This window comes from Pseudomonas sp. Irchel s3a12 (assembly GCF_900187485.1).
GTDB lineage: Bacteria > Pseudomonadota > Gammaproteobacteria > Pseudomonadales > Pseudomonadaceae > Aquipseudomonas > Aquipseudomonas neuropathica.
Window position 1 is genome coordinate 81,489 of record NZ_FYDN01000008.1, and the last position, 19,876, is coordinate 101,364.

A 19,876-nucleotide genomic window follows, 5' to 3' on the forward strand; every position below is an offset into this window, starting at 1 on the left:
TCGTCAGACAGGCACGAACGCTCATGACTGAATATTTCAATGCACGCGCACATAAATGTTGTTATTTAAAACAGCAGGTTAGCCGGATATTTCGAATATTGGATCGAGAATAATGCAGCAATGCGGTTGGTTATTCCGGGGGATATTTACCAAGCAATTGTCAAGTTATTCCTGTACGATGCCTGGCCGAGTTACTTTTCTACAGGTTAATGGCCGCCATGCGTGTAAAAGCATCCTCCAGCAAAGCAAAGCCAGCTCCAGCCGTTGAAACCAGCGAATCGATCAACGATCAGATCGCAGCGTTTCTCAAGTCTGGTGGCGAGATTCAGCAAATTGCCAAAGGCGTCAGTGGCCAGACATTCGGCCCGTCCAAGCAGATCAGCCTGGGCAAGAAGTAACACCGGTTTTACACCCGTCCAGAGGCGCTTTGAGCTTTGAAGCGCCTGGACTGGCACCGCGTAACCTCCCTCCTTTTTAAACAAAATTCCTTGTGAATCGACGAACGGCCTTCAATGCCGATCATTCGCCGGTATCCTTGCACGCGTCTAGATCAAGCGTTTCAGCAGGCCCGCCTTCCTGCGCTCGCTGTTCATGGAGTGACGCATGCGCAAATCTTCCTGTTTATTGCTCGTAAGCCTGATAGTCGGCTCGACCGCGCACGCGCAGATTTTCCAGCGTGAACTCGGCGACTTCGATCTCAAACTCGGTACCACGCCCACACGCAGCATGGCTCAAGGCCTGGTCAAACCGGCGGCAGTCGGTTCCTTCCATGGCGGCCTAGACCTGAGCCACGACAGCGGCCTCTATGTCGGCCAGTACGCACCGAGCATGGGCATCTCCCCGGGCAAGAACCTCGAAATCGACTCCTACGTCGGATTTAAACAACCTTTCGATCAGACCCTCGGCTATGAAGTCGGCATGATCCACTACAGCTATCCCAAGGTAGACACTCTCGACAGCCAGGAGCTGTTCGGTGGCCTGACCTTGCTCGGCAGTCGTTTCGGCGTGGCCTTCAGCAATGACCCGGATAAACAGAACAACACGTTGTTTGCCGATCTTGGCGGCAACCAGCCATTCGGCATCGGCGTCAGCATGAAATACACCACCCACCAACTGAACACGCCAGTGGCCGTGGACGGTGGTTATGTCGGCAGTTTTACCGATTGGTCGGTGAAATTGTCCCGACCATTCATGGGCGTCGACCTCGATCTGATCTACAGCGACTCCAGTCTCAGCGGCAGCGATTGTTCGGCCTACTCCGGGCACAACAGCGAGTGCGACGGCCTCGTCACCCTCAAGGCTGCGCGCGCGTTCTATTGATTGGCTGAACTGCCGGGTTCATTCTGCGTTCACATAGGAATCAGTTCCTCGAAGCCAGGCTCACGCAAGGATTCGCCCATGTCTCGCTGGTTCAAACACATCGCCGCACTACTGATTTTCACCCTCGCCCTCGGCGCTTGCAGCCGTGTCGGCCTGGCCTATCGCAACCTCGATGTGATCATTCCATGGACGCTCAGCGACTATCTGGACATGAACGGCGAGCAAAAGGACTGGTTCAACGAGCGGCTCAAGGATCACTTGAACTGGCATTGCACCACACAATTGCCGGGTTACCTGGACTGGCTGGATCGTTTACAAACGATGGTCGAGACCAATCAGGTCAACGATGCCGCATTGCAGGCGCGCACTGCGGAAGCAAAGCAGGCGATTGCCGAAACCGCTCGAGAGATCACCCCGTCGGCAATCGAGTTGCTGCAAGGGCTGGATGACAAGCAAGTGGCCGAGATGAATGACGCGTTTGCCAAGGATCTGCGCAAGCGTCAGCAGGAATACCTTAAACCACCACTTGATCAACAAATTGCCGAGCGTGGCGCGCGAATGGTTAAACGCTTGAATGACTGGCTCGGCCCCTTGAGTGCCACGCAAGAGCAGCGGGTAATGACGTGGTCGACCGCCCTGGGCGATCAGTACACCCAATGGATTGCCAACCGGGCCCATTGGCAAAAGCAATTCAGTGCAGCCGTCGCACAACGCAAAAGCCCCGAATTCCCACAGAGAATCGAGACGCTTCTGGTCAATCGCGAGAGTTTATGGACAGCCGATTACCGCAAAGCCTTCGCCGAAACTGAAGCGCAGGGACGCTCTCTGGCGGTGGATTTGATGGCCCAAAGTACGCCGCAACAGCGGCAGCGGTTGTTGAAGAAGATTGAAGGGGTTCGCAAGGATTTCAATGACCTCAAATGCCTCAAGGCCGCGCAAAAAACCTGAAGACTCCTAAATCCAATTGTAGGAGTGAGCCTGCTCGCGATAGCGGTTTCCAGTCAACATTGATGTCACTGGAAGACCGCTATCGCGAGCAGGCTCACTCCTACAGGGGATCTGCGTAAACTCAGGCGATCTGGGCTTTGGAAGCCACTTCATCAAACGTTAACTCGGCCAGCGCATCCTCCTGCTCATCCAGCACCTGACGCGGGTGATCATTGCCAGGAATGCTGCTGTCGATCAGGCTCAGCAAGCTGGAACCGCGCGGGGTCAGAACAAAATTGTTTCCGGTGCTGCCCTCCTCATCCGGGCGCGGTGCGATATAGCCGCGCAAGAGCAACAACCGTTCATAGTCGCAAGCCAGCGTTTTCAGATGATCCAGATTCTCGATCGGCTCGCCGGCGCTGGCTTTCGCCGCCGCATAATCTTCGGCGTAAGCCCGAGGGGCAAAGCTATGGCCGGCACTGTTCTGCACTTCGTGCAGCAAGCGTTCAATCAAATCCCAGTTATAAGTCGTCATCCTGATCCAACCTCCGGTGCGCGTGATTTATGGCGCGTTCATAGGTTGTGACCGGAGTGGCTGTCAGCCGTTCAGCCGCATTTCCCGCAGCGACCGACCGGCGGTCTGTCGATCCTGCGCAGGGTTAAACGACTAGTCTGAAACAGGCTTCAACCCCGCAGGAGAAATCATCATGAACGTTGAGAATCATCCGGTGGTGTCGCGCGAAGAATGGCTCGCCGCCCGTAAGCAGCATCTGGCCCATGAGAAAGCTTTCACCAAGGAACGCGATCGCCTCAGCGCCGAGCGTCGAGCCTTACCATGGGTGAAGGTCGACAAGGACTACCACTTCCAGGGTCCGAACGGCGAGTTGAAATTGGCTGACCTGTTTGGCAAAAACAGCCAATTAGTGGTTTACCACTTCATGTTTGCCAAGGACTGGGAGGAAGGTTGTCAGGGTTGCTCGTTCCTCAGTGACCACATTGATGGCGCTAACCAGCATCTGGCCCATCACGACATCGCCGTGGTCGCTGTGTCCCATGCGCCCTTCAACGAATTCCAGGCGTTTAAACAACGGATGGGCTGGAAGTTTGACTGGGTGTCGTCAGAGGGTTGCGACTTCAATTATGACTTCGGCGTTTGTGCCCGGGCTGAGGATGTCGCGGCGGGAAAGGCTACGTACAACTACGAAAAGACTGACAGTGCTGAGGAGGAAATGCCGGGGTTGAGTGTGTTTTATCGCGATGAGGCCGGGGAGATTTTCCACACCTACTCGACCTACGCTCGCGGTCTCGACATGCTGGTCGGCGCCTATAACTACCTCGACCTCACGCCCAAGGGCAGGAATGAAGACGAGATCATGGAGTGGGTGCGGCATCACGATCGCTATGAGCTAGCGACAAAATCCAGTTGCTGCCACGGTAACTGAAAGCCTTTTGTGGGAGCGAGCTTGCTCGCGCCCATAGAGTCTGAACTTTTCGCCAGTTTCGCCGCTCAATCGGTTAACCCGCCTTAACCGGAACTGAGGCCTGCCCATGAAAACCCTGATCAAGCTCACCCTCGCCGCCACCTTGGCCTGCGCCCTGCCCGTCTGGGCCTGCACGCCGGAAGAAGCCACCGCCAAACGCGAACAACTGGCCAAGGAAGTCGCCAAGCTCACCGAACAGAATCCGGCCAAGGCCAAGGAGATCAACGCCGAGTTGCAGAAGATGGATCTGGGCACGGCCAGTGCCGATCTGCCGGATAAATGTCAGTTGATTGATCAACGGTTGAAAGAGTTGGGCACGGCGGAGAAAAAAGCGGAAAGCTAAAAGCCAGATTAAAAGATCGCAGCCTGCGGCAGCTCCTACATCGATCCCTGTAGGAACGGCCGAAGGCTGCGATCTTTTGACCCTGAAAATGCATTTATGCATTTATTTATTTGCATTAACGCATATCCACATCTACGGTTACATCGAGCAACGAGATCGGAACCGGCCATCGGAGATGGCAACCGCTGAACACCGATCGCTCGGCAACACCGCTACACCCACACAAGCTGGACGCTTGTTTTCACTCATGGAGGATTGAAAAATGTTAACCACAGCAGCAACACAATTCACCGGCGAATCACTGCCAAGGTGCCTGGCCAGTCACCTGCTCGACCCACAACTGGTCGAAGTCGAGGCCGCTGAACAAATCAGCGCCCTCGCCGCCGGCAGCCTTAACTTCAACATGCAGAAACAGACCCAGACCAACTGGTGCTGGGCGGCCGTTTCCGCCTCGGTCGGTAACTATTACGGCACCGGCAACTGGACGCAGTGCGGCGTGGCCAGCACTCAGCTCGACCGCAACTGCTGCAATCAGCCGGGGCCGTGCAACGTCTACGGCTATCTGGATTCCGCTCTGCAAACCACCCGTAGCTACAACGGCATGAATCAGGGCTCGCTACAGATGTCGGCCATCCAGAACCAGATCAGCATGGGCCGCCCGGTCGGCCTGCGCTGCGCCTGGTACGGCGGCGGTGCGCACTTCCTGACGATCTACGGCACCAACGGCGATTACGTATTGGTTGCGGACTCGATCTACGGCTATTCGACCCGCGCACTGAACGCGTTCCCCCGCGCCTACAACGGCGGCGGCAATTGGACTCACACTTACTTCACCGTGAAAAACTAGGAGGGCGACATCATGCAACTGACTTATCCAAAGGCGCCTTCCAACGGCGTACAGACCTTGCGCCCGGCGCTGCAAGCGGCACTGCAAACCCAAGGCTTTGGCGCCAATCGCCAGTTCGCCAACGCAGCACCTGCAAAAATCAGCCTCAGCGAAGCCTATCGTGGCTACTCGTTGAACCTGGAAGACCTGAGCAGCGGCAAAGGCCTGAAGGATGCCCGCCTCGGCGACTGGCATTACCTGGTGTTTGCCGACGGCGTGACGATTGCCGATGCGCAATTGGCCGAGGTGCGCGGGCATGTCGAATTCGCCTCGTTGAACCACGGCGATCACGCCGCCGCTACGGTGGGTGCGCTGAAACTGGCGGAACAAGCGCCGCAATTGCAGGGTAAAAACGTTGAGCTGCGCGTGCTGTTTGTCTCGGCGCTGCATGTTGTGGCGATCTGGCTGCACGCCGACGGTGATGACGTGCTGATCCCGATCGAGCCGACGCCGAAGGAGCTGGCGGTCACGCGGTTGTACAGCGAGGCAGCCTTGCTCGCAGCATTGAAACCGGTAGCTGATCAGGCCAAACGGCGCTTTGATGCCGACACCAGTGGCCAGCTCGGCAACTGATGGACGAAAAAAAACCCGGACACTGTCCGGGTTTTTTATGCTCGCTAGAAACGCCTTACTCAGCCGCAGGCTCTGCTGGCTTGCGACGCTTGAGCGGTGCCATGCCATCGCTGCTCACCAACGAGTCCGGCTTCGGACGGTTGACGCTCTTGCGCTTGGTCGGCGTCTTGGCGGCGGTTTTCTTCTTGTCGCCCTTGGCGTCGGTCTTTTTCTTCTTCACACCAACGGCTTTGCCCGAGGCCTTGACCTTTTTCGGTCCGCCGTAGGTGCCTTTGACTTCCTTGATGGTGCGGCGCTCGAAGCTTTGCTTCAGGTAGCGCTCGATGCTCGACATCAGGTTCCAGTCGCCGTGGCAGATCAGCGAGATCGCCAGACCGTCGTTACCGGCGCGGCCAGTACGGCCGATGCGGTGCACGTATTCGTCCCCGCTGCGTGGCATATCGAAGTTGATCACCAGATCCAGGCCATCAACGTCCAGACCACGGGCCGCGACGTCGGTAGCGACCAGAATCTTCACGCCGCCCTGCTTCAGACGGTCGATCGCCAGTTTGCGATCCTTCTGGTCTTTCTCGCCGTGCAGCACGAACGCTTTGTATTCCTGAGCCACGAGACGGCCGTAGATACGGTCGGCCATGGCGCGGGTGTTGGTGAAGACGATGGCCTTCTGATAGGTCTCGTTGGCCAGCAACCAGTTCACAATCTGCTCTTTGTGCTGATTGTGGTCAGCGGTGATGATTTGCTGGCGAGTGGTCGAGTTCAGTTGGCTGACCGCATTGAGCTGCAAGTGCTCAGGGTTGTTCAGCACCTTGCCGATCATCTCGCGCAGGCCGGAACCGCCGGTGGTGGCGGAGAACAGCATGGTCTGCTGACGGTTAGGACATTCGTCGACCAGACGCTGTACGTCTTCGGCGAAGCCCATGTCGAGCATGCGGTCGGCTTCGTCGAGCACCAGCACTTCGACTTCTTTGAGGTCGAGGTTGCCGGCGTTGAGTTGCTCGATCATCCGGCCCGGGGTACCGATGAGGATGTCTGGCACTTTGCGCAGCATCGCGGCCTGGACCTTGAAGTCCTCACCGCCAGTGATCAGGCCGGACTTGATGAAAGTGAACTGCGAAAAGCGTTCAACTTCCTTCAAGGTCTGCTGAGCCAGTTCACGGGTCGGCAGCAGGATCAGCGTCTTGATGCTGACGCGGACCTTGGCCGGGCCGATCAGGCGATTGAGGATTGGCAGAACGAAAGCGGCGGTTTTGCCGCTACCGGTTTGCGCCGTCACCCGCAGATCACGCCCTTGGAGCGCCAGCGGGATGGCCGCGGCTTGCACAGGCGTTGGCTCGACAAATTTCAGCTCGGCCACAGCTTTAAGCAGGCGTTCGTGCAGGGCGAATTGGGAAAACACGGGTGCTACCTCGAAGATATGCAAAAAAACAGCTGCATAGGTTACCGGTTTCGAGCGCTCAGGCCGAGTTTCTTTATACAAACGGACGTAATCAGTGGCTTTTTTGTTGCTCGATTTGTCTTGAACGGTAATACACGGCGTCTTAAATGCTCTAATCGCCCATCGCGTCTTACAGAAGAATCGTTGCTCATATGGATTTCAAACAGCTCTGGCTCAACGCCCAGGACCTCTGGGGCACCCTCGAACAGCATCCACTTTTGCAGGCCGGCCTAGCGCTGATGCTGCTGTTGGTCATCGCGCTAGTACTCGGACGAGTGGCGCGTTACCTGATCCTGCACGCCAGCCGCATGCTCGGCCGCCAGCCGGCGCTGCACTGGATCAATGATTTTCGCCACAACAAGGTGTTTCAGCGCCTGGCGCAAATGACGCCGTCGCTGGTCATCCAGTTCGGCCTGCATCTGGTGCCGGAACTGAGCAAAACCGCGATGACCTTTCTTGGGAACGTGGCGTTGTCGTTCACCATTCTGTTCCTGCTGCTCTCGGTCAGCGCTCTACTCAATGCCCTGCTCGACATCTATGCACGCACCGAACATGCGCGTACGCGCTCGATCAAAGGCTACGTGCAGCTGGCAAAAATGGTTTTGTACGTGTTCGGCGCGATCATCATCGTCGCCACACTGATCGACCGTTCGCCGCTGTTGCTGCTGTCCGGTCTGGGCGCAATGTCGGCGGTGATTCTGTTGGTCTACAAGGACACCCTGCTGTCGTTTGTCGCCAGTGTGCAGTTGACCAGCAACGACATGTTGCGGGTCGGCGACTGGATCGAGATGCCGCAAGTCGGCGCCGATGGCGATGTGGTCGACATCACCCTGCACACGGTCAAGGTGCAGAATTTTGATAAAACCATCGTCTCGATCCCGACCTGGCGCCTGATGTCCGAGTCATTCAAGAACTGGCGCGGCATGCAGCAATCGGGCGGGCGGCGGATCAAGCGCAGCCTGTTCATCGATGCCAGCGGCGTGCGTTTCATCCGTGACGACGAAGAAGAAAAGCTCTCCCAGGTGCACCTGCTCACCGATTACATGAGCCGCAAAAAAGCTGAACTCAAGGCGTGGAACGAAGCGCAGGGCAATGTCGCGGCGATGTCGGCTAACCGTCGGCGCATGACCAATATCGGCACGTTCCGCGCGTATGCACTGGCGTACCTGAAGAGTCATCCGGAGATTCAGCCGAACATGACCTGCATGGTGCGGCAGATGCAGACCACGGCGCAGGGTATTCCGCTGGAGATTTACTGCTTCACCCGCACCACGGTGTGGGCCGATTACGAGCGGATTCAGGGGGATATTTTTGATTATCTGTTGGCGGTGCTGCCGGAGTTCGGGTTGAGCCTGTATCAGCAGCCGAGTGGTGGGGATTTGCGTTCTGGCCTGCTGCCGGCGGTACTTGGCGCGGCGAGCATTCCCGAGCCGCAAAAACACCTGATGTAACACACGATTCCCGTGTAGGAGCTGCCGCAGGCTGCGATCTTTTGACCTTAAAGATCAAAAGATCGCAGCCTGCGGCAGCTCCTACATGGGTTCATGCAGTGCGGCGGATGCCCAGTCGGCTGATCCATACGGCGGCAAGGATGACGCTGCCACCGAGGAACAATCTTCCAAGTTCCTCATGCTGATTCCAGATCAGCAGATTCAGCAGCAACCCCACCGGCACATGCAGATTGTTCATAACCGCCAGCGTGCCGCCGTTGACCATGCACGCACCCTTGTTCCACCAGTACATGCCCAGCGCGGTCGAGACCAGGCCGAGGAACAGCAACACGCCCCATTGCAGCGGCGCTTCTGGGAGGAAGTTGGCTTTGCCGAACATCAGGAATGCCGGCAGCACCACCGCCAGCGCGCCGAGATAGAAGAAGCCGAAACGCCGATAGTGCGGTAGATCGCTCGGGTGTTTCGCCACCAGATGCTTGTACATCACCTGCCCTGCCGCGTAGGTGAAGTTGGCCAGTTGCAGCAGCAGGAAGCCCATGAAGAAGTCCGGACTGACGCTGTCGAAACGAATCACCGCCGCCCCGCCCACCGCCACTAACGCGGCGATCAGCGCCCACGGGTTGAAGCGTCGGTTCAGCGCATCCTCGATCAACGTCACGTGCAGCGGCGTGAGGATGGTGAACAGCAACACCTCCGGCACCGTCAGCACGCGGAAGCTCAGATAGAGGCAGACGTAAGTTACGCCAAACTGCAAGGCGCCGATCATCAGCATGCCGCGCATGAACGAAGGTTCCACCGAACGCCAGCGGGTCAACGGAATGAACACCAGCCCCGCCAGCACTACGCGCACCAGCACCGCGAAGTAACTGTCGACATGACCGGCCAGATATTCGCCGATCAGACTGAAGGAAAACGCCTGGATCAGCGTGACAAAAAGTAGATAGCCCATGCTCGCCCCTAATTTGAATGGCGGCGACGATAGCGGTTTTCTGGTCTCACTGCGAATAGCCCGAAACACAACATTCCCCTGTGGGAGCGAGCAGGCTCGCTCCCACCAGGAGTTTTGCGTCGAAAAAAAATACAGGCAAAAAAAAGCCCGATCTCGCTAATGCGTTCAATCGGGCTACAGCACTCAGGAGCAACAAGTGCAAAGGGAGGTTCGATGCGCGTAGAGCCTTGAAGGGGTTGCGCCAGGTCACTTAAACAATCGGGGATTATCTGGCGATTAACCTATCAAGCAACCTGAGACAGTTTGGCGTTGGCCTGATTCAGGCCCTTCTCCTGGAAGTCGCCACCGAGGTTCATGCCCTCTGCATGAATGAAGGTCACGTCGTTGATGCCGATGAAACCCATGACCTGGCGCAGGTACGGTTCCTGATGGTCGGCCGGACCGCCGGCGTAGATGCCGCCGCGAGCGGTGAGCACGTAAGCACGCTTGCCGCTGAGCAGGCCTTGCGGGCCGGTTTCGGTGTACTTGAAGGTCACGCCGGCACGCAGCACGTGGTCGAGCCAGGCCTTAAGGGTGCTCGGGATGGCGAAGTTGTACATCGGCGCGGCCATCACCAGTACGTCGGCGGCGAGCAACTCATCAGTCAATTCGTTGGAACGATCCAGCGACGCTTGCTCGTTGGCGTTGCGCTGCTCGGCAGGCTTCATCCAGCCACCTAGCAGGTTGCTGTCCAGGTGTGGCACCGGGTTCACGGCGAGGTCACGCACAGTGATCTGATCGTTGGGATGCGCTGCTTTCCACTGACTGATGAAAGTCTGGGTCAGTTGACGGGAAACCGAGTCTTGCTGGCGGGCGCTGCTTTCGATGATCAGAACGCGGGACATGGTGTGTAGCCTCCATCCGAGAATGTTGTAGGTCGATGGAATGAAGGTTAAACAGAGTCGAATCGATGAAAAAGCGCAAATAATTGCTGCAAAGCATCGAATAATTCGTTTAGATGCTGACACACACCTTGTAGGAGTGAGCCTGCTCGCGATAGCGGTGTGTCAGTTAACACAGATGTATCTGACACACCGCTATCGCGAGCAGGCTCACTCCTACAAGGGATCGACCGTTATTTCGGGGTGCAGGTCAGTTTGATGCGCAGCTTGATGATCTCGCGGGTGAACTTGGCCGTGGCGTTTTTATGTTTGCCGGCCGGCACTTCGATCGTGCGCGTGCGTGGTGCTTCCGGGCCGTTGCTGAACACGGCCTTGCACACTGCATCGACATCACCGTAGTTGGCCACCCGAATCGAGCCGATGTCGTTATCGGTGTCGAAGGTTTCGTAATCGATCTTCATGCCGTTGAGATCTTTCTGCACATCGATCGGGTAAGCAAAAGCAGTCAGCGGAAGCAGCGCCAGCAGCACACAACAGAATTTTTTCATTCGGCAGTCTCCATGAGGGACGGCCAGCTTAGGACAAGAGGAGCTATTGATGAAAGCGCCCCGCGTGACCCTGGATCAATGGCGAACATTGCAGGCCGTGGTCGACCACGGCGGATTTGCCCAGGCCGCCGAGGCCTTGCACCGTTCGCAATCGTCGGTGAGTTACACCGTCGCCCGCATGCAGGACCAACTCGGCGTGCCGTTGCTGCGCATCGACGGGCGCAAAGCCGTGCTCACCGAAGCCGGCGGCGTGTTGCTGCGCCGCTCGCGGCAACTGGTGAAACAGGCCAGTCAACTGGAAGACCTCGCCCATCACATGGAGCAAGGTTGGGAAGCCGAGGTGCGGCTGGTAGTCGATGCGGCTTACCCGAGCGCACGCATTGTTCGCGCGCTGACCGCGTTCATGCCGCAGAGTCGCGGCTGCCGCGTACGTCTGCGTGAAGAAGTATTGTCGGGTGTCGAAGAAGTGCTGCTCGAAGGCGTGGCCGATCTGGCCATCACCGGTCTGAGCATTCCCGGCTACCTCGGCGCGGAGCTGAGCGACGTCGAGTTTGTCGCCGTCGCCCACCCCGATCACCCGCTGCACCGGCTCAACCGTGAGCTGAGCTTTCAGGATCTGGAAACCCAGATGCAGGTGGTGATCCGCGACTCCGGCCGCCAGCAACCACGGGATGTCGGCTGGCTCGGCGCCGAACAGCGCTGGACCGTTGGCAGCCTCGCCACGGCGGCGACGTTCGTCAGCAGCGGACTCGGTTTTGCCTGGCTGCCTCGCCACATGATTGAACGAGAGCTGAAGGATGGCTCGCTCAAGCTGCTACCGTTGGACAGGGGCGGCAACCGCAACTCCAGCTTCTATCTGTATTCGAACAAGGACAAACCCCTGGGCCCGGCCACGCAAATCCTCATCGAACTGCTGCGTACCTTCGACACTTTGCCGCTGGACGCACCGTTCGCCGCCCCTGAACAAGCCTGACACGGAGTTCACCGATGGCCTGGTTCGAACATGAAGGTTGCAACCTGCACTACGAGGAATATGGCCACGGCGCGCCGTTGCTACTGGTTCACGGGCTCGGTTCGAGCACACTGGACTGGGAAATGCAGATCCCGGCCCTGGCCGCGCACTACCGCGTGATCGTCCCGGACATCCGCGGCCACGGGCGTTCGGACAAACCGCGCGAGCGCTACAGCATCGCCGGTTTCAGTGCCGATATGCTGGCGCTGATCGAGCACTTGAACCTCGGCCCGGTGCACTACGTCGGGCTGTCGATGGGCGGCATGATCGGCTTCCAGTTCGGCGTCGATCATCCTGACCAGCTCAAGAGCCTGACCATCGTCAACAGCGCACCCGAAGTCAAAATCCGCAGCCGCGACGACTACTGGCAGTGGTTCAAACGCTGGAGCCTGATGCGCGTACTCAGCCTCGCGACCATCGGCAAAGCCCTCGGCGGTAAACTTTTTCCGAAACCGGAACAGGCGGATCTGCGACAGAAAATGGCCGAACGCTGGGCAAAAAACGACAAACGTGCTTATCTCGCCAGCTTCGATGCGATTGTTGGCTGGGGTGTTCAGGAACGACTTTCCCGAGTGTCCTGTCCAACGCTCGTCATCAGCGCCGACCGTGACTACACACCGGTGGCACTGAAAGAAACCTATGTAAAACTGCTGCCGAATGCGCGGCTGGTGGTGATCGCCGATTCGCGCCACGCCACCCCGCTCGATCAACCCGAACGTTTCAATCAAACGCTGCTGGAGTTCCTCGCCGCAGCCGATATTCAATCTCAGGATCACTGACCCATGTTGAAAAAACTCGCCCTCGCCGCTGGTACTGTGCTGTTTGCCGCCAACCTGATGGCTGCCACGCCGGCCAAGGCACCGCACGTGCTGCTGGACACCACCAACGGCCAGATCGAAATCGAACTGGATCCGGTCAAGGCACCGATCAGCACCAAGAACTTTCTCGATTACGTGAACAGCGGCTTCTACAACAACACGATTTTCCACCGTGTGATCCCGGGCTTTATGGTCCAGGGCGGCGGTTTCACTCAACAGATGCAGCAGAAAGAAACCAAGGCTCCAATCAAGAACGAACACAAAAACGGTCTGGCTAACGTTCGTGGCACCTTGTCCATGGCTCGCACTTCCGTACCTGATTCGGCGACCAGCCAGTTCTTCATCAACGTCAAGGACAACGACTTCCTCGACCAGGGCGACGGCTACGCAGTATTCGGCAAAGTGGTCAAAGGCATGGACGTTGTAGACATCATCGTCAACTCGCCGACCACCACCAAAAGCGGCATGAAAGACGTACCTGCCGACCCTGTATTCATCAAGTCGGCCAAAGTCATCGACTAAGCTGTACAGGGCGTATCGAGCGGCGCTGGCCTGATCCCGCGCCGCTCACACCGATAAAAGGAGAGCCCGTGCTCCGGGCGGTTATCTGATGCTCTATCGCCGTTTCGAACAACTGATCGACGTGTTCCGCGACGCCCCCACGGCATCCCCGCCGGATCGCGTGCTGCCCTTCTACACCTATTACCTGAAGCAGGTCTGGCCGAGTTTTGCCGCCCTGCTCACCGTCGGACTGTTCGGCGCCTTGATCGAAGTGGCGTTGTTCAGCTACCTCAGTCGCATCATTGACCTCGCCCAAGGTGCACCGAATCCGAATTTCTTTCAGGAGCATGGCCTGGAATTGGCCTGGATGGCCGTGGTCGCGCTGATCTTGCGCCCGGTCTTTGTCGGCTTGCACGACCTGCTGGTGCACCAGACCCTGAGCCCGAGCATGACCAGCATGATCCGCTGGCAGAACCACAGCTACGTGCTCAAGCAGAGCCTTAACTTTTTCCAGAATGACTTCGCTGGTCGTATCGCCCAACGCATCATGCAGACGGGCAACTCGCTACGTGACTCTGCGGTGCAAGCAGTGGATGCGTTGTGGCATGTGCTGATCTACGCGATCAGCTCGCTGGTGCTGTTCGCCGAGGCGGACTGGCGCCTGATGATTCCGTTGCTGACGTGGATCGCCGCTTACATTGGCGCGCTCTGTTACTTCGTGCCGCGGGTCAAGGAACGCTCGGTGGTGTCCTCCGATGCACGCTCCAAACTGATGGGGCGGATCGTCGATGGTTACACCAATATCGCCACCCTGAAGCTGTTCGCCCATACCAATTACGAGCAGCAATACGCCCGCGAAGCAATCGAAGAACAAACCGAAAAAGCCCAACTGGCGGGCCGCGTTGTGACCAGCATGGACATCGCCATTACCACCATGAACGGCCTGTTGATCGTCGGCACCACAGGCCTGGCCTTGTGGCTGTGGACGCAATCGCTGATCACTGTCGGGGCGATTGCCCTGGCAACCGGTCTGGTGATTCGCATCGTCAACATGTCCGGCTGGATCATGTGGGTGGTCACCGGCATTTTCGAAAACATCGGCATGGTCCAGGACGGCTTACAGACCATTTCGCAACCGGTCAGCGTCACCGATCACGAGCAGGCCAAACCGCTGGAAGTGGCCCGTGGCGAAGTGCGTTTCGAGCACGTGGATTTTCACTACGGCAAGAAGCGCGGGATCATCGGCGATCTCAATCTGAACATCAAACCGGGTGAGAAAATCGGTTTGATCGGGCCGTCCGGCGCTGGCAAATCGACGCTGGTCAATCTATTGCTGCGCCTGTACGACGTCGAGGGTGGGCGGATTTTGATTGATGGCCAGAACATCGCCGAAGTCGGTCAGGAAAGCCTGCGTGCACGGATCGGCATGATCACCCAGGACACCTCGCTGCTGCACCGTTCGATCCGCGACAACTTGCTGTACGGCAAACCGGATGCGACCGACGCAGAACTGTGGGACGCGGTGCACAAGGCGCGCGCCGATGAGTTCATTCCGCTGTTGTCGGACGCTGAAGGTCGCACGGGTTTCGATGCGCATGTCGGTGAGCGTGGGGTGAAATTGTCCGGTGGTCAGCGTCAACGCATTGCGATTGCGCGGGTGCTGCTCAAGGACGCGCCGATTTTGATCATGGACGAAGCGACCTCGGCGCTGGATTCGGAAGTCGAGGCGGCGATTCAGGAAAGCCTGGAAACGTTGATGCAGGGCAAAACCGTGATCGCGATTGCGCACCGACTCTCGACCATTGCCCGTATGGATCGCCTGGTGGTGCTGGAGAACGGCAAGATTGCCGAGAGCGGCACCCATGCCGAGCTGTTGGCCCATCGCGGTTTGTATGCACGACTTTGGGCGCACCAGACCGGAGGGTTTGTCGGCATCGATTGACCTTCCCATGATTGTTCCCACGCTCTGCGTGGGAATGCAGCCCGTGACGCTCCGCGTCACTGGACGCAGAGCGTCCCTTGAGGCGTTCCCACGCAGAGCGTGGGAACGATCACCGCCACAGCCCGCCAACCACGGGCGCTGGCGGTTTTTTGTGGCCGCTGGAAATCCGCAGAAAGCCTGCTGTACTCAGCCAAGGTTTCGGCACGAAACCTGTCGTAAATCTGCAGGGATGCACAACTCGATGCAGTCTCGATAGCAGGGCTATCAAGGACGCCTCTCATGTCTCTGTTCAAACGTTCAGTCACTGAGTTATTGGGTACGTTCTGGTTAGTATTGGGTGGTTGCGGCAGCGCGGTGATCGCCGCGTCTTCACCGTTGGGAATCGGGGTGCTGGGGGTGGCCCTGGCGTTTGGTCTGACGGTGCTGACCATGGCATTCGCCATCGGTCACATCAGCGGATGTCACCTAAACCCGGCCGTGTCGGTCGGTCTGTTCGTCGGCGGTCGGTTTCCGGGCAAAGAGTTGCCCGCCTACATCATCGCGCAGGTGCTCGGCGCGATTCTCGCGGCGTCGCTGATTGCGCACATTGCCAGCGGCAAGGAGGGTTTCGATATCGCCGCCGGCCTCGCATCCAATGGTTATGGCGAGCATTCGCCGGGGAAGTATTCCATGGCGGCAGGGTTTGTGACCGAGCTGGTGATGACGGCGATGTTCGTGATCATCATTCTGGGCGCGACCGATAGACGCGCACCACCGGGGCTGGCACCGATCGCCATCGGCCTGGGCCTGACGCTGATTCACCTGATCTCGATTCCCGTCACCAACACCTCGGTGAACCCGGCTCGTAGCACCGGGCCGGCATTGATGGTCGGCGGCTGGGCGATTGCGCAGTTGTGGATGTTCTGGGTCGCGCCGTTGATTGGCGCGGTGGTCGGTGGCGGGATCTATCGCTGGTTGGGCAAAGAGGAAACCTGAGGGGTGCCTGAGATCCCCTTGTAGGAGCGGCCCGAGCCTTCGGCAGCTCCTACAGGGGATCTATGTCTGGCGGTAGGGCAAGGCTGTTCTGGCTTCTTCGGCGTAGGTGAGGACGCCGGCGCGTTCCTGATGCAGGAAATCCTTCACCGCCGCGTTCAGACCTGGGTGCCGCAGGTAATGCCACGAATGGGTGATCACCGGCTCGAAGCCACGAATCAACTTGTGCTCGCCCTGAGCGCCAGCATCGAAACGCTGATAACCCTGCGCGATCGCATAATCCATGCCCTGGTAAAAACACGTCTCAAAGTGCAGCCGATCAAACTCCGCCAGACAGCCCCAATAGCGTCCGTAGAAACTGTCGCCCCCCACCAGACTGAAGGCCATCGCCACCGGCCGTGAGCCTTGTTTGGCCAGTACCACGCGGATCGCCTCGGGCATACGCTCGGCCAGCAGACTGAAAAACTCCCGCGTCAGATACGGCGTCTGGCGCCGCACCGCATAGGTGTTGGCGTAACAGGCATAGACAAAATCCCACTGCGCCTCGTCCAGCTCGCGCCCCTCCCGCCATTCAAATTCAAAACCCTGCCCCGCCACTTGCTCGCGCTCCTTGCGCATCTGTTTGCGCTTGCGCGAACTGAGTACGTCGAGGAAATCCTGAAAGTCGCGATACCCGCGATTCTGCCAGTGATACTGACAGCCAATGCGTTGCAGCCAACCCGGTTGTTCGGCCATCGCCGCGTCGGTAAACGGGTCAGTGAAATTGATGTGCGCGCTGGAAAGCCCTTCGATTTCCAGGTAACCGGGCAGGCTCTTGAGCAGCTCGAAACCGTCTTCGACATTGGCCGCCAACAAGCGCGGGCCGCTCACCGGACTGAATGGCACGGCGGTCAAAAGCTTGGGGTAGTAATCGATGCCGGCGCGGGCGCAGGCGTCGGCCCAGCCGTGATCGAACACGTACTCGCCGTAGGAATGCCACTTGCGATAACTGGGTAGTGCGGCGATCAGTCGATCATCTTCAATATGCAGCAAATGCTCAGGTTGCCAGCCGGTATGAGGGCCAACGCTGCCACTGTCTTCCAGTGCACTGAGAAAAGCGTGGCGCAGAAATGGCTGGCTTTCAGGCACCAGCGCATCCCAGGTTGCCGGAGCGATTTGCGACAGGTTTTGCAGGCATTGCAACGGCATCGACAGCTCTCCACAACAGGACTTCAGCGCCCGGCGAGTATCGCCGATTGCGCGCCATTGCACACCCGCAATCGGCCGACAGCGCTCTAGATCAATAGTTCAGGCCAAATCGATATCGTCATCAACCTGCCATCACTGTGCCACTGCTCTGTCATAAACCATCGCGATACTGGCGCCTGTTTTTAGAGCGCCGGGTTCTACCCGGACACTGTTTTCCGACGTTCGAATCGTCGGTTGTGCCCCGGATGGTTGTGCCATCCCCTCTCATCTTCGGAGATTGCTATGCGTCTTGCTTCCACGAAAACTGCGGCGGCCCTGTGCGGTGGCTTGTTGCTGGCCATGAGTGTTCCGGCCAGTGCTGCAGTCGACGCCAAACTGCTCGATATGCTCAAGGCTAACGGTTCCATTTCCCAGGCGCAGTACATCGAACTGCAAACTGAGCTGGCCAAGGATCAGAAGGCTCAGCAAATCGCGCAGCAGGCGCAGCAAGAGACCAACGAACAAGTCGCCGCTGTTGCGAAGAAAACCAACGAACAAAGCGTCTTCGACCAGAAACTCGCCTGGGCGGCCAAGACCCAGTTCAAGGGCGATGTGCGTATCCGTCAGGAAACCATCAAGATCGACGGCGAGCCGAACAACGGTGGCCGCGACAAGGACCGTCAGCGCATTCGTGCCCGTCTGGGTGCCTACACCGAGATCAACCCGCAAGTCGACACCGGTATCCGTATCGCCACCGGCGGCGGCGATGATGCCCGTTCGACCAACCAGGACCAGGACAACTACTTCGACAAGAAGCAGATCTGGCTGGATCTGGGCTACATCGACTACCACCCTGACCAGATCAAGAACCTGCACATCATCGGCGGCAAGATGCTCCAGCCGTGGGTCAGCATGGGCGACGTGATCTGGGATAGCGACATCAACCCGGAAGGTCTGGCCGTTACCTACAAATACCCGTTGGGCAGCAGCGCCGAACTGTTCGGCAGCCTGGGTAACTACAACCTTAAGGACAACGTTGACGGCGATGGCGTGCAATTCCGTCACGACCTGCGTCTGACCGCCGGCCAGTTGGGTAGCCGCTTCAACATCACCGACAACTTGAAAGTGACTCTGGGCGGTAGTGTCTACGCCTACCAGAACGACGAAGACAGCCGCTGCACCGGCACGTCCACACCGTGCGCCCTGGCAGTCAATGGCAACTCGGCCAACAACGAATTCCGTCTGTATGAAGGGTTCAGCCAGGTCGACATCGGCGGTCTGCCAATGCCACTGTCGTTCTACGGTCAGTACGTGAAGAACAACGATGCCGTGACCGATCAGGACACTGCGTGGCTGTTGGGTGCCAAGTCGAAAGTCTTCGGCCTGAACCTCGATTACAACTACCGCGACGTGCAGCGCAACGCTGTGGTCGGCGCCTTTACCGACTCCGACTTCGCCAACGGCACCACTGGTTCGCGCGGTCACAAGTTCAAGGTCGGTTACGACATCGACAAGAACTTCGCCATCGGTGCCACGTACTTCCTGACCAAGGCTGACTTCGCCAGCCGTACCCAGCGTGACGCTGACGCCAACACCTTGCAGCTGGACGCGGAAGCCAAGTTCTAAAACGCTTCACCCTATAGCCCTGTGCGGGCGGGACGATCCCCATCATCCGTTCGTTTCACCCGCACTGGGTTATTTCTGCAGGATGCAAAAACCCCATGTAGGAGCTGCCGAAGGCTCGGGCCGCGATCGGACGATCTTTTGATCTTGAAAACAAGATCAAAAGATCGCAGCCTCGTTTCACTCGACAGCTCCTACAGGGGGTTATCTTTTCGTCGTTGCTCGGCCAGGCGTTCGGCCAGTTCTTCGACGCCTTCCAGCGGTGGTTCCGGCATCGCCTTCAAGGTCGCTTGCATCAAACGCATCTGGCGAATGAAACGCCGACAGTTCGGGCAGAACATCAGATGATGACGCACCATCAGCTTTTCGCGAAAGCTCAATTGGCCATCGAGATAATCGCTGGAGCGCGCCACTTGTTCCTTACAGGTCAGCATTCTCCGGTCTCCTCAAAATGCTCCACGGTCGCGAAGACTTTCAGCCGCGCACGATGCAGCAGCACACGGACATTGGAGAGCGAGATCTCCAGAAGATTACAGATCTCCTCCAGCTCCAGCCCCTGGCGTTCGCGCAACAACAAAACGCTGCTTTGCAGTTCCGACAGGTTCAGCAGGGTGTGCTCCAGACAGTCACGCAATTCACCTTCGGTCAGCAAGGCTTCCGGGGTGTCCTGATGCCAGGCGAACGGGGCAACCAGCCAATGGCCGTCACCGGGAGAAAAGCGGTCATCGTCGATCGTGCCATGGGGTGACGGCAGATCATCCATCAACACTTCCCGGCGATTTTGTTTATAACGGCTTTTGGCCGAGTTGGCCGTGATGGTCAGCAGCCAGGTCTTGAGACTGGAGCGACCTTCGAAACTGGCGATGTGGCGCACCACCGATAGCCAGGCATCCTGCACCACTTCTTCGACATGACGCTGGCCGACAATCGCATACGCCACGGCGCGCATAGCGCTCTGATACGTCGTCACCAGTTCCTTGAAAGCCTTTTGCTCACCCGCCAGCAGGCGCGCAAGCAGTTGGGTGTCGTCAGCCGCCATCCAAAAAT

The 19,876-nt window shown here is 58.1% G+C and carries 22 protein-coding genes; 14 read left to right on the top strand and 8 right to left on the bottom strand.

All coding sequences use genetic code 11. From position 1 onward, the window contains the following. Positions 1–209 precede the first annotated feature (209 nt). The 3 genes from CKW14_RS15005 to CKW14_RS15015 all read left to right on the top strand — a co-directional run bounded on the left by CKW14_RS15005 (position 210) and on the right by CKW14_RS15015 (position 2,268). Entirely contained in the window at positions 210–398 is a 189-nt protein-coding gene (locus CKW14_RS15005; RefSeq protein WP_170844885.1) for a hypothetical protein, read from the top strand. 205 nt (positions 399–603) lie between these two features. After that, positions 604–1,320 carry a TorF family putative porin gene (locus tag CKW14_RS15010; protein WP_093438058.1) on the top strand — a complete coding sequence of 239 codons (717 nt, stop codon included), beginning with the start codon at positions 604–606 and terminating at the stop codon, positions 1,318–1,320. Positions 1,321–1,398: 78 nt separating this feature from the next. After that, on the top strand, positions 1,399–2,268 hold the full coding sequence (locus tag CKW14_RS15015) for a DUF6279 family lipoprotein (protein WP_095049292.1): 870 nt from the start codon (positions 1,399–1,401) through the stop codon (positions 2,266–2,268). Between the two features lie 121 nt (positions 2,269–2,389). On the opposite strand, the gene CKW14_RS15020 is transcribed toward CKW14_RS15015, so the two are convergent. After that, positions 2,390–2,782, bottom strand: coding sequence for a transcriptional regulator (locus tag CKW14_RS15020; RefSeq protein WP_095125555.1), 393 nt, complete (start codon positions 2,780–2,782; stop codon positions 2,390–2,392). A 172-nt stretch (positions 2,783–2,954) separates the two neighbouring features. Between CKW14_RS15020 and CKW14_RS15025 the strand changes: the two genes are divergently transcribed. From CKW14_RS15025 to CKW14_RS15040, 4 genes are all read left to right on the top strand, one after another. Beyond that, a complete protein-coding gene (locus tag CKW14_RS15025) occupies positions 2,955–3,689 on the top strand; it encodes a thioredoxin family protein (RefSeq protein WP_095125556.1) in 735 nt (244 codons plus the stop codon). Positions 3,690–3,795: 106 nt separating this feature from the next. Continuing rightward, positions 3,796–4,071, top strand: coding sequence for a hypothetical protein (locus tag CKW14_RS15030; protein ID WP_064388340.1), 276 nt, complete (start codon positions 3,796–3,798; stop codon positions 4,069–4,071). 262 nt (positions 4,072–4,333) lie between these two features. Further along, positions 4,334–4,918 (top strand): papain-like cysteine protease family protein, encoded by a 585-nt coding sequence (locus tag CKW14_RS15035; protein WP_095049288.1) that lies wholly within the window; start codon positions 4,334–4,336, stop codon positions 4,916–4,918. A gap of 12 nt (positions 4,919–4,930) precedes the next feature. After that, positions 4,931–5,530 carry a hypothetical protein gene (locus CKW14_RS15040; RefSeq protein WP_095125557.1) on the top strand — a complete coding sequence of 200 codons (600 nt, stop codon included), beginning with the start codon at positions 4,931–4,933 and terminating at the stop codon, positions 5,528–5,530. A gap of 55 nt (positions 5,531–5,585) precedes the next feature. Here CKW14_RS15040 and CKW14_RS15045 read toward each other — a convergent pair whose 3' ends face one another. After that, positions 5,586–6,926: a DEAD/DEAH box helicase gene (locus CKW14_RS15045; RefSeq protein ID WP_038358505.1), complete on the bottom strand. Its 1,341-nt coding sequence runs from the start codon at positions 6,924–6,926 to the stop codon at positions 5,586–5,588. Positions 6,927–7,117: 191 nt separating this feature from the next. Between CKW14_RS15045 and CKW14_RS15050 the strand changes: the two genes are divergently transcribed. Continuing rightward, positions 7,118–8,416: a mechanosensitive ion channel family protein gene (locus tag CKW14_RS15050; RefSeq protein WP_095049286.1), complete on the top strand. Its 1,299-nt coding sequence runs from the start codon at positions 7,118–7,120 to the stop codon at positions 8,414–8,416. Positions 8,417–8,507: 91 nt separating this feature from the next. On the opposite strand, the gene CKW14_RS15055 is transcribed toward CKW14_RS15050, so the two are convergent. The 3 genes from CKW14_RS15055 to CKW14_RS15065 all read right to left on the bottom strand — a co-directional run bounded on the left by CKW14_RS15055 (position 8,508) and on the right by CKW14_RS15065 (position 10,794). After that, positions 8,508–9,365 (bottom strand): carboxylate/amino acid/amine transporter, encoded by an 858-nt coding sequence (locus CKW14_RS15055; protein ID WP_095049285.1) that lies wholly within the window; start codon positions 9,363–9,365, stop codon positions 8,508–8,510. Positions 9,366–9,649: 284 nt separating this feature from the next. Continuing rightward, positions 9,650–10,249 (bottom strand): FMN-dependent NADH-azoreductase, encoded by a 600-nt coding sequence (locus CKW14_RS15060; RefSeq protein WP_095049283.1) that lies wholly within the window; start codon positions 10,247–10,249, stop codon positions 9,650–9,652. A gap of 230 nt (positions 10,250–10,479) precedes the next feature. Continuing rightward, on the bottom strand, positions 10,480–10,794 hold the full coding sequence (locus CKW14_RS15065) for a 3-phosphoglycerate kinase (protein WP_095125558.1): 315 nt from the start codon (positions 10,792–10,794) through the stop codon (positions 10,480–10,482). A 49-nt stretch (positions 10,795–10,843) separates the two neighbouring features. Here CKW14_RS15065 and CKW14_RS15070 point away from each other — a divergent pair, with 49 nt between their 5' ends. From CKW14_RS15070 to aqpZ, 5 genes are all read left to right on the top strand, one after another. Further along, the gene (locus CKW14_RS15070) at positions 10,844–11,767 is read left to right on the top strand and encodes a LysR family transcriptional regulator (protein ID WP_007914443.1); all 924 of its coding nucleotides are present in this window, start codon (positions 10,844–10,846) and stop codon (positions 11,765–11,767) included. Between the two features lie 14 nt (positions 11,768–11,781). Continuing rightward, on the top strand, positions 11,782–12,585 hold the full coding sequence (locus CKW14_RS15075) for an alpha/beta fold hydrolase (RefSeq protein ID WP_095049281.1): 804 nt from the start codon (positions 11,782–11,784) through the stop codon (positions 12,583–12,585). A 3-nt stretch (positions 12,586–12,588) separates the two neighbouring features. Beyond that, complete coding sequence (locus CKW14_RS15080) at positions 12,589–13,146, top strand: peptidylprolyl isomerase (RefSeq protein ID WP_095049280.1); 558 nt, start codon at positions 12,589–12,591, stop codon at positions 13,144–13,146. 88 nt (positions 13,147–13,234) lie between these two features. Continuing rightward, positions 13,235–15,067 (top strand): ABC transporter ATP-binding protein, encoded by a 1,833-nt coding sequence (locus CKW14_RS15085; RefSeq protein ID WP_093438109.1) that lies wholly within the window; start codon positions 13,235–13,237, stop codon positions 15,065–15,067. A 279-nt stretch (positions 15,068–15,346) separates the two neighbouring features. After that, complete coding sequence (gene aqpZ / locus CKW14_RS15090; RefSeq protein WP_095125559.1) at positions 15,347–16,042, top strand: aquaporin Z; 696 nt, start codon at positions 15,347–15,349, stop codon at positions 16,040–16,042. A 60-nt stretch (positions 16,043–16,102) separates the two neighbouring features. Here aqpZ and CKW14_RS15095 read toward each other — a convergent pair whose 3' ends face one another. Beyond that, on the bottom strand, positions 16,103–17,227 hold the full coding sequence (locus CKW14_RS15095) for a GNAT family N-acetyltransferase (RefSeq protein ID WP_095125560.1): 1,125 nt from the start codon (positions 17,225–17,227) through the stop codon (positions 16,103–16,105). 282 nt (positions 17,228–17,509) lie between these two features. Between CKW14_RS15095 and CKW14_RS15100 the strand changes: the two genes are divergently transcribed. Then, positions 17,510–18,832, top strand: coding sequence for a putative porin (locus CKW14_RS15100; protein ID WP_007914428.1), 1,323 nt, complete (start codon positions 17,510–17,512; stop codon positions 18,830–18,832). A gap of 191 nt (positions 18,833–19,023) precedes the next feature. On the opposite strand, the gene CKW14_RS15105 is transcribed toward CKW14_RS15100, so the two are convergent. Together CKW14_RS15105 and CKW14_RS15110 are read right to left on the bottom strand one after the other, a co-directional pair. Then, positions 19,024–19,263 (bottom strand): anti-sigma factor, encoded by a 240-nt coding sequence (locus tag CKW14_RS15105; RefSeq protein WP_095049277.1) that lies wholly within the window; start codon positions 19,261–19,263, stop codon positions 19,024–19,026. After that, the gene (locus CKW14_RS15110; RefSeq protein ID WP_093438125.1) at positions 19,257–19,868 is read right to left on the bottom strand and encodes an RNA polymerase sigma factor; all 612 of its coding nucleotides are present in this window, start codon (positions 19,866–19,868) and stop codon (positions 19,257–19,259) included. Before CKW14_RS15110 ends, CKW14_RS15105 begins: the two co-directional genes overlap by 7 nt. Positions 19,869–19,876: the final 8 nt, after the last annotated feature.

Coding starts and splice junctions, on each gene's coding strand:
- CKW14_RS15095 (WP_095125560.1), bottom strand. CDS start 17,227: ATGCCGTTGCAATGCCTGCAAAACCTGTCGCAAATCGCTCCGGCAACC.
- CKW14_RS15005 (WP_170844885.1), top strand. CDS start 210: ATGGCCGCCATGCGTGTAAAAGCATCCTCCAGCAAAGCAAAGCCAGCT.
- CKW14_RS15065 (WP_095125558.1), bottom strand. CDS start 10,794: ATGAAAAAATTCTGTTGTGTGCTGCTGGCGCTGCTTCCGCTGACTGCT.
- CKW14_RS15080 (WP_095049280.1), top strand. CDS start 12,589: ATGTTGAAAAAACTCGCCCTCGCCGCTGGTACTGTGCTGTTTGCCGCC.
- CKW14_RS15030 (WP_064388340.1), top strand. CDS start 3,796: ATGAAAACCCTGATCAAGCTCACCCTCGCCGCCACCTTGGCCTGCGCC.
- aqpZ (WP_095125559.1), top strand. CDS start 15,347: ATGTCTCTGTTCAAACGTTCAGTCACTGAGTTATTGGGTACGTTCTGG.
- CKW14_RS15015 (WP_095049292.1), top strand. CDS start 1,399: ATGTCTCGCTGGTTCAAACACATCGCCGCACTACTGATTTTCACCCTC.
- CKW14_RS15050 (WP_095049286.1), top strand. CDS start 7,118: ATGGATTTCAAACAGCTCTGGCTCAACGCCCAGGACCTCTGGGGCACC.
- CKW14_RS15020 (WP_095125555.1), bottom strand. CDS start 2,782: ATGACGACTTATAACTGGGATTTGATTGAACGCTTGCTGCACGAAGTG.
- CKW14_RS15060 (WP_095049283.1), bottom strand. CDS start 10,249: ATGTCCCGCGTTCTGATCATCGAAAGCAGCGCCCGCCAGCAAGACTCG.
- CKW14_RS15110 (WP_093438125.1), bottom strand. CDS start 19,868: ATGGCGGCTGACGACACCCAACTGCTTGCGCGCCTGCTGGCGGGTGAG.
- CKW14_RS15025 (WP_095125556.1), top strand. CDS start 2,955: ATGAACGTTGAGAATCATCCGGTGGTGTCGCGCGAAGAATGGCTCGCC.
- CKW14_RS15105 (WP_095049277.1), bottom strand. CDS start 19,263: ATGCTGACCTGTAAGGAACAAGTGGCGCGCTCCAGCGATTATCTCGAT.
- CKW14_RS15100 (WP_007914428.1), top strand. CDS start 17,510: ATGCGTCTTGCTTCCACGAAAACTGCGGCGGCCCTGTGCGGTGGCTTG.
- CKW14_RS15070 (WP_007914443.1), top strand. CDS start 10,844: ATGAAAGCGCCCCGCGTGACCCTGGATCAATGGCGAACATTGCAGGCC.
- CKW14_RS15085 (WP_093438109.1), top strand. CDS start 13,235: ATGCTCTATCGCCGTTTCGAACAACTGATCGACGTGTTCCGCGACGCC.
- CKW14_RS15040 (WP_095125557.1), top strand. CDS start 4,931: ATGCAACTGACTTATCCAAAGGCGCCTTCCAACGGCGTACAGACCTTG.
- CKW14_RS15010 (WP_093438058.1), top strand. CDS start 604: ATGCGCAAATCTTCCTGTTTATTGCTCGTAAGCCTGATAGTCGGCTCG.
- CKW14_RS15055 (WP_095049285.1), bottom strand. CDS start 9,365: ATGGGCTATCTACTTTTTGTCACGCTGATCCAGGCGTTTTCCTTCAGT.
- CKW14_RS15075 (WP_095049281.1), top strand. CDS start 11,782: ATGGCCTGGTTCGAACATGAAGGTTGCAACCTGCACTACGAGGAATAT.
- CKW14_RS15035 (WP_095049288.1), top strand. CDS start 4,334: ATGTTAACCACAGCAGCAACACAATTCACCGGCGAATCACTGCCAAGG.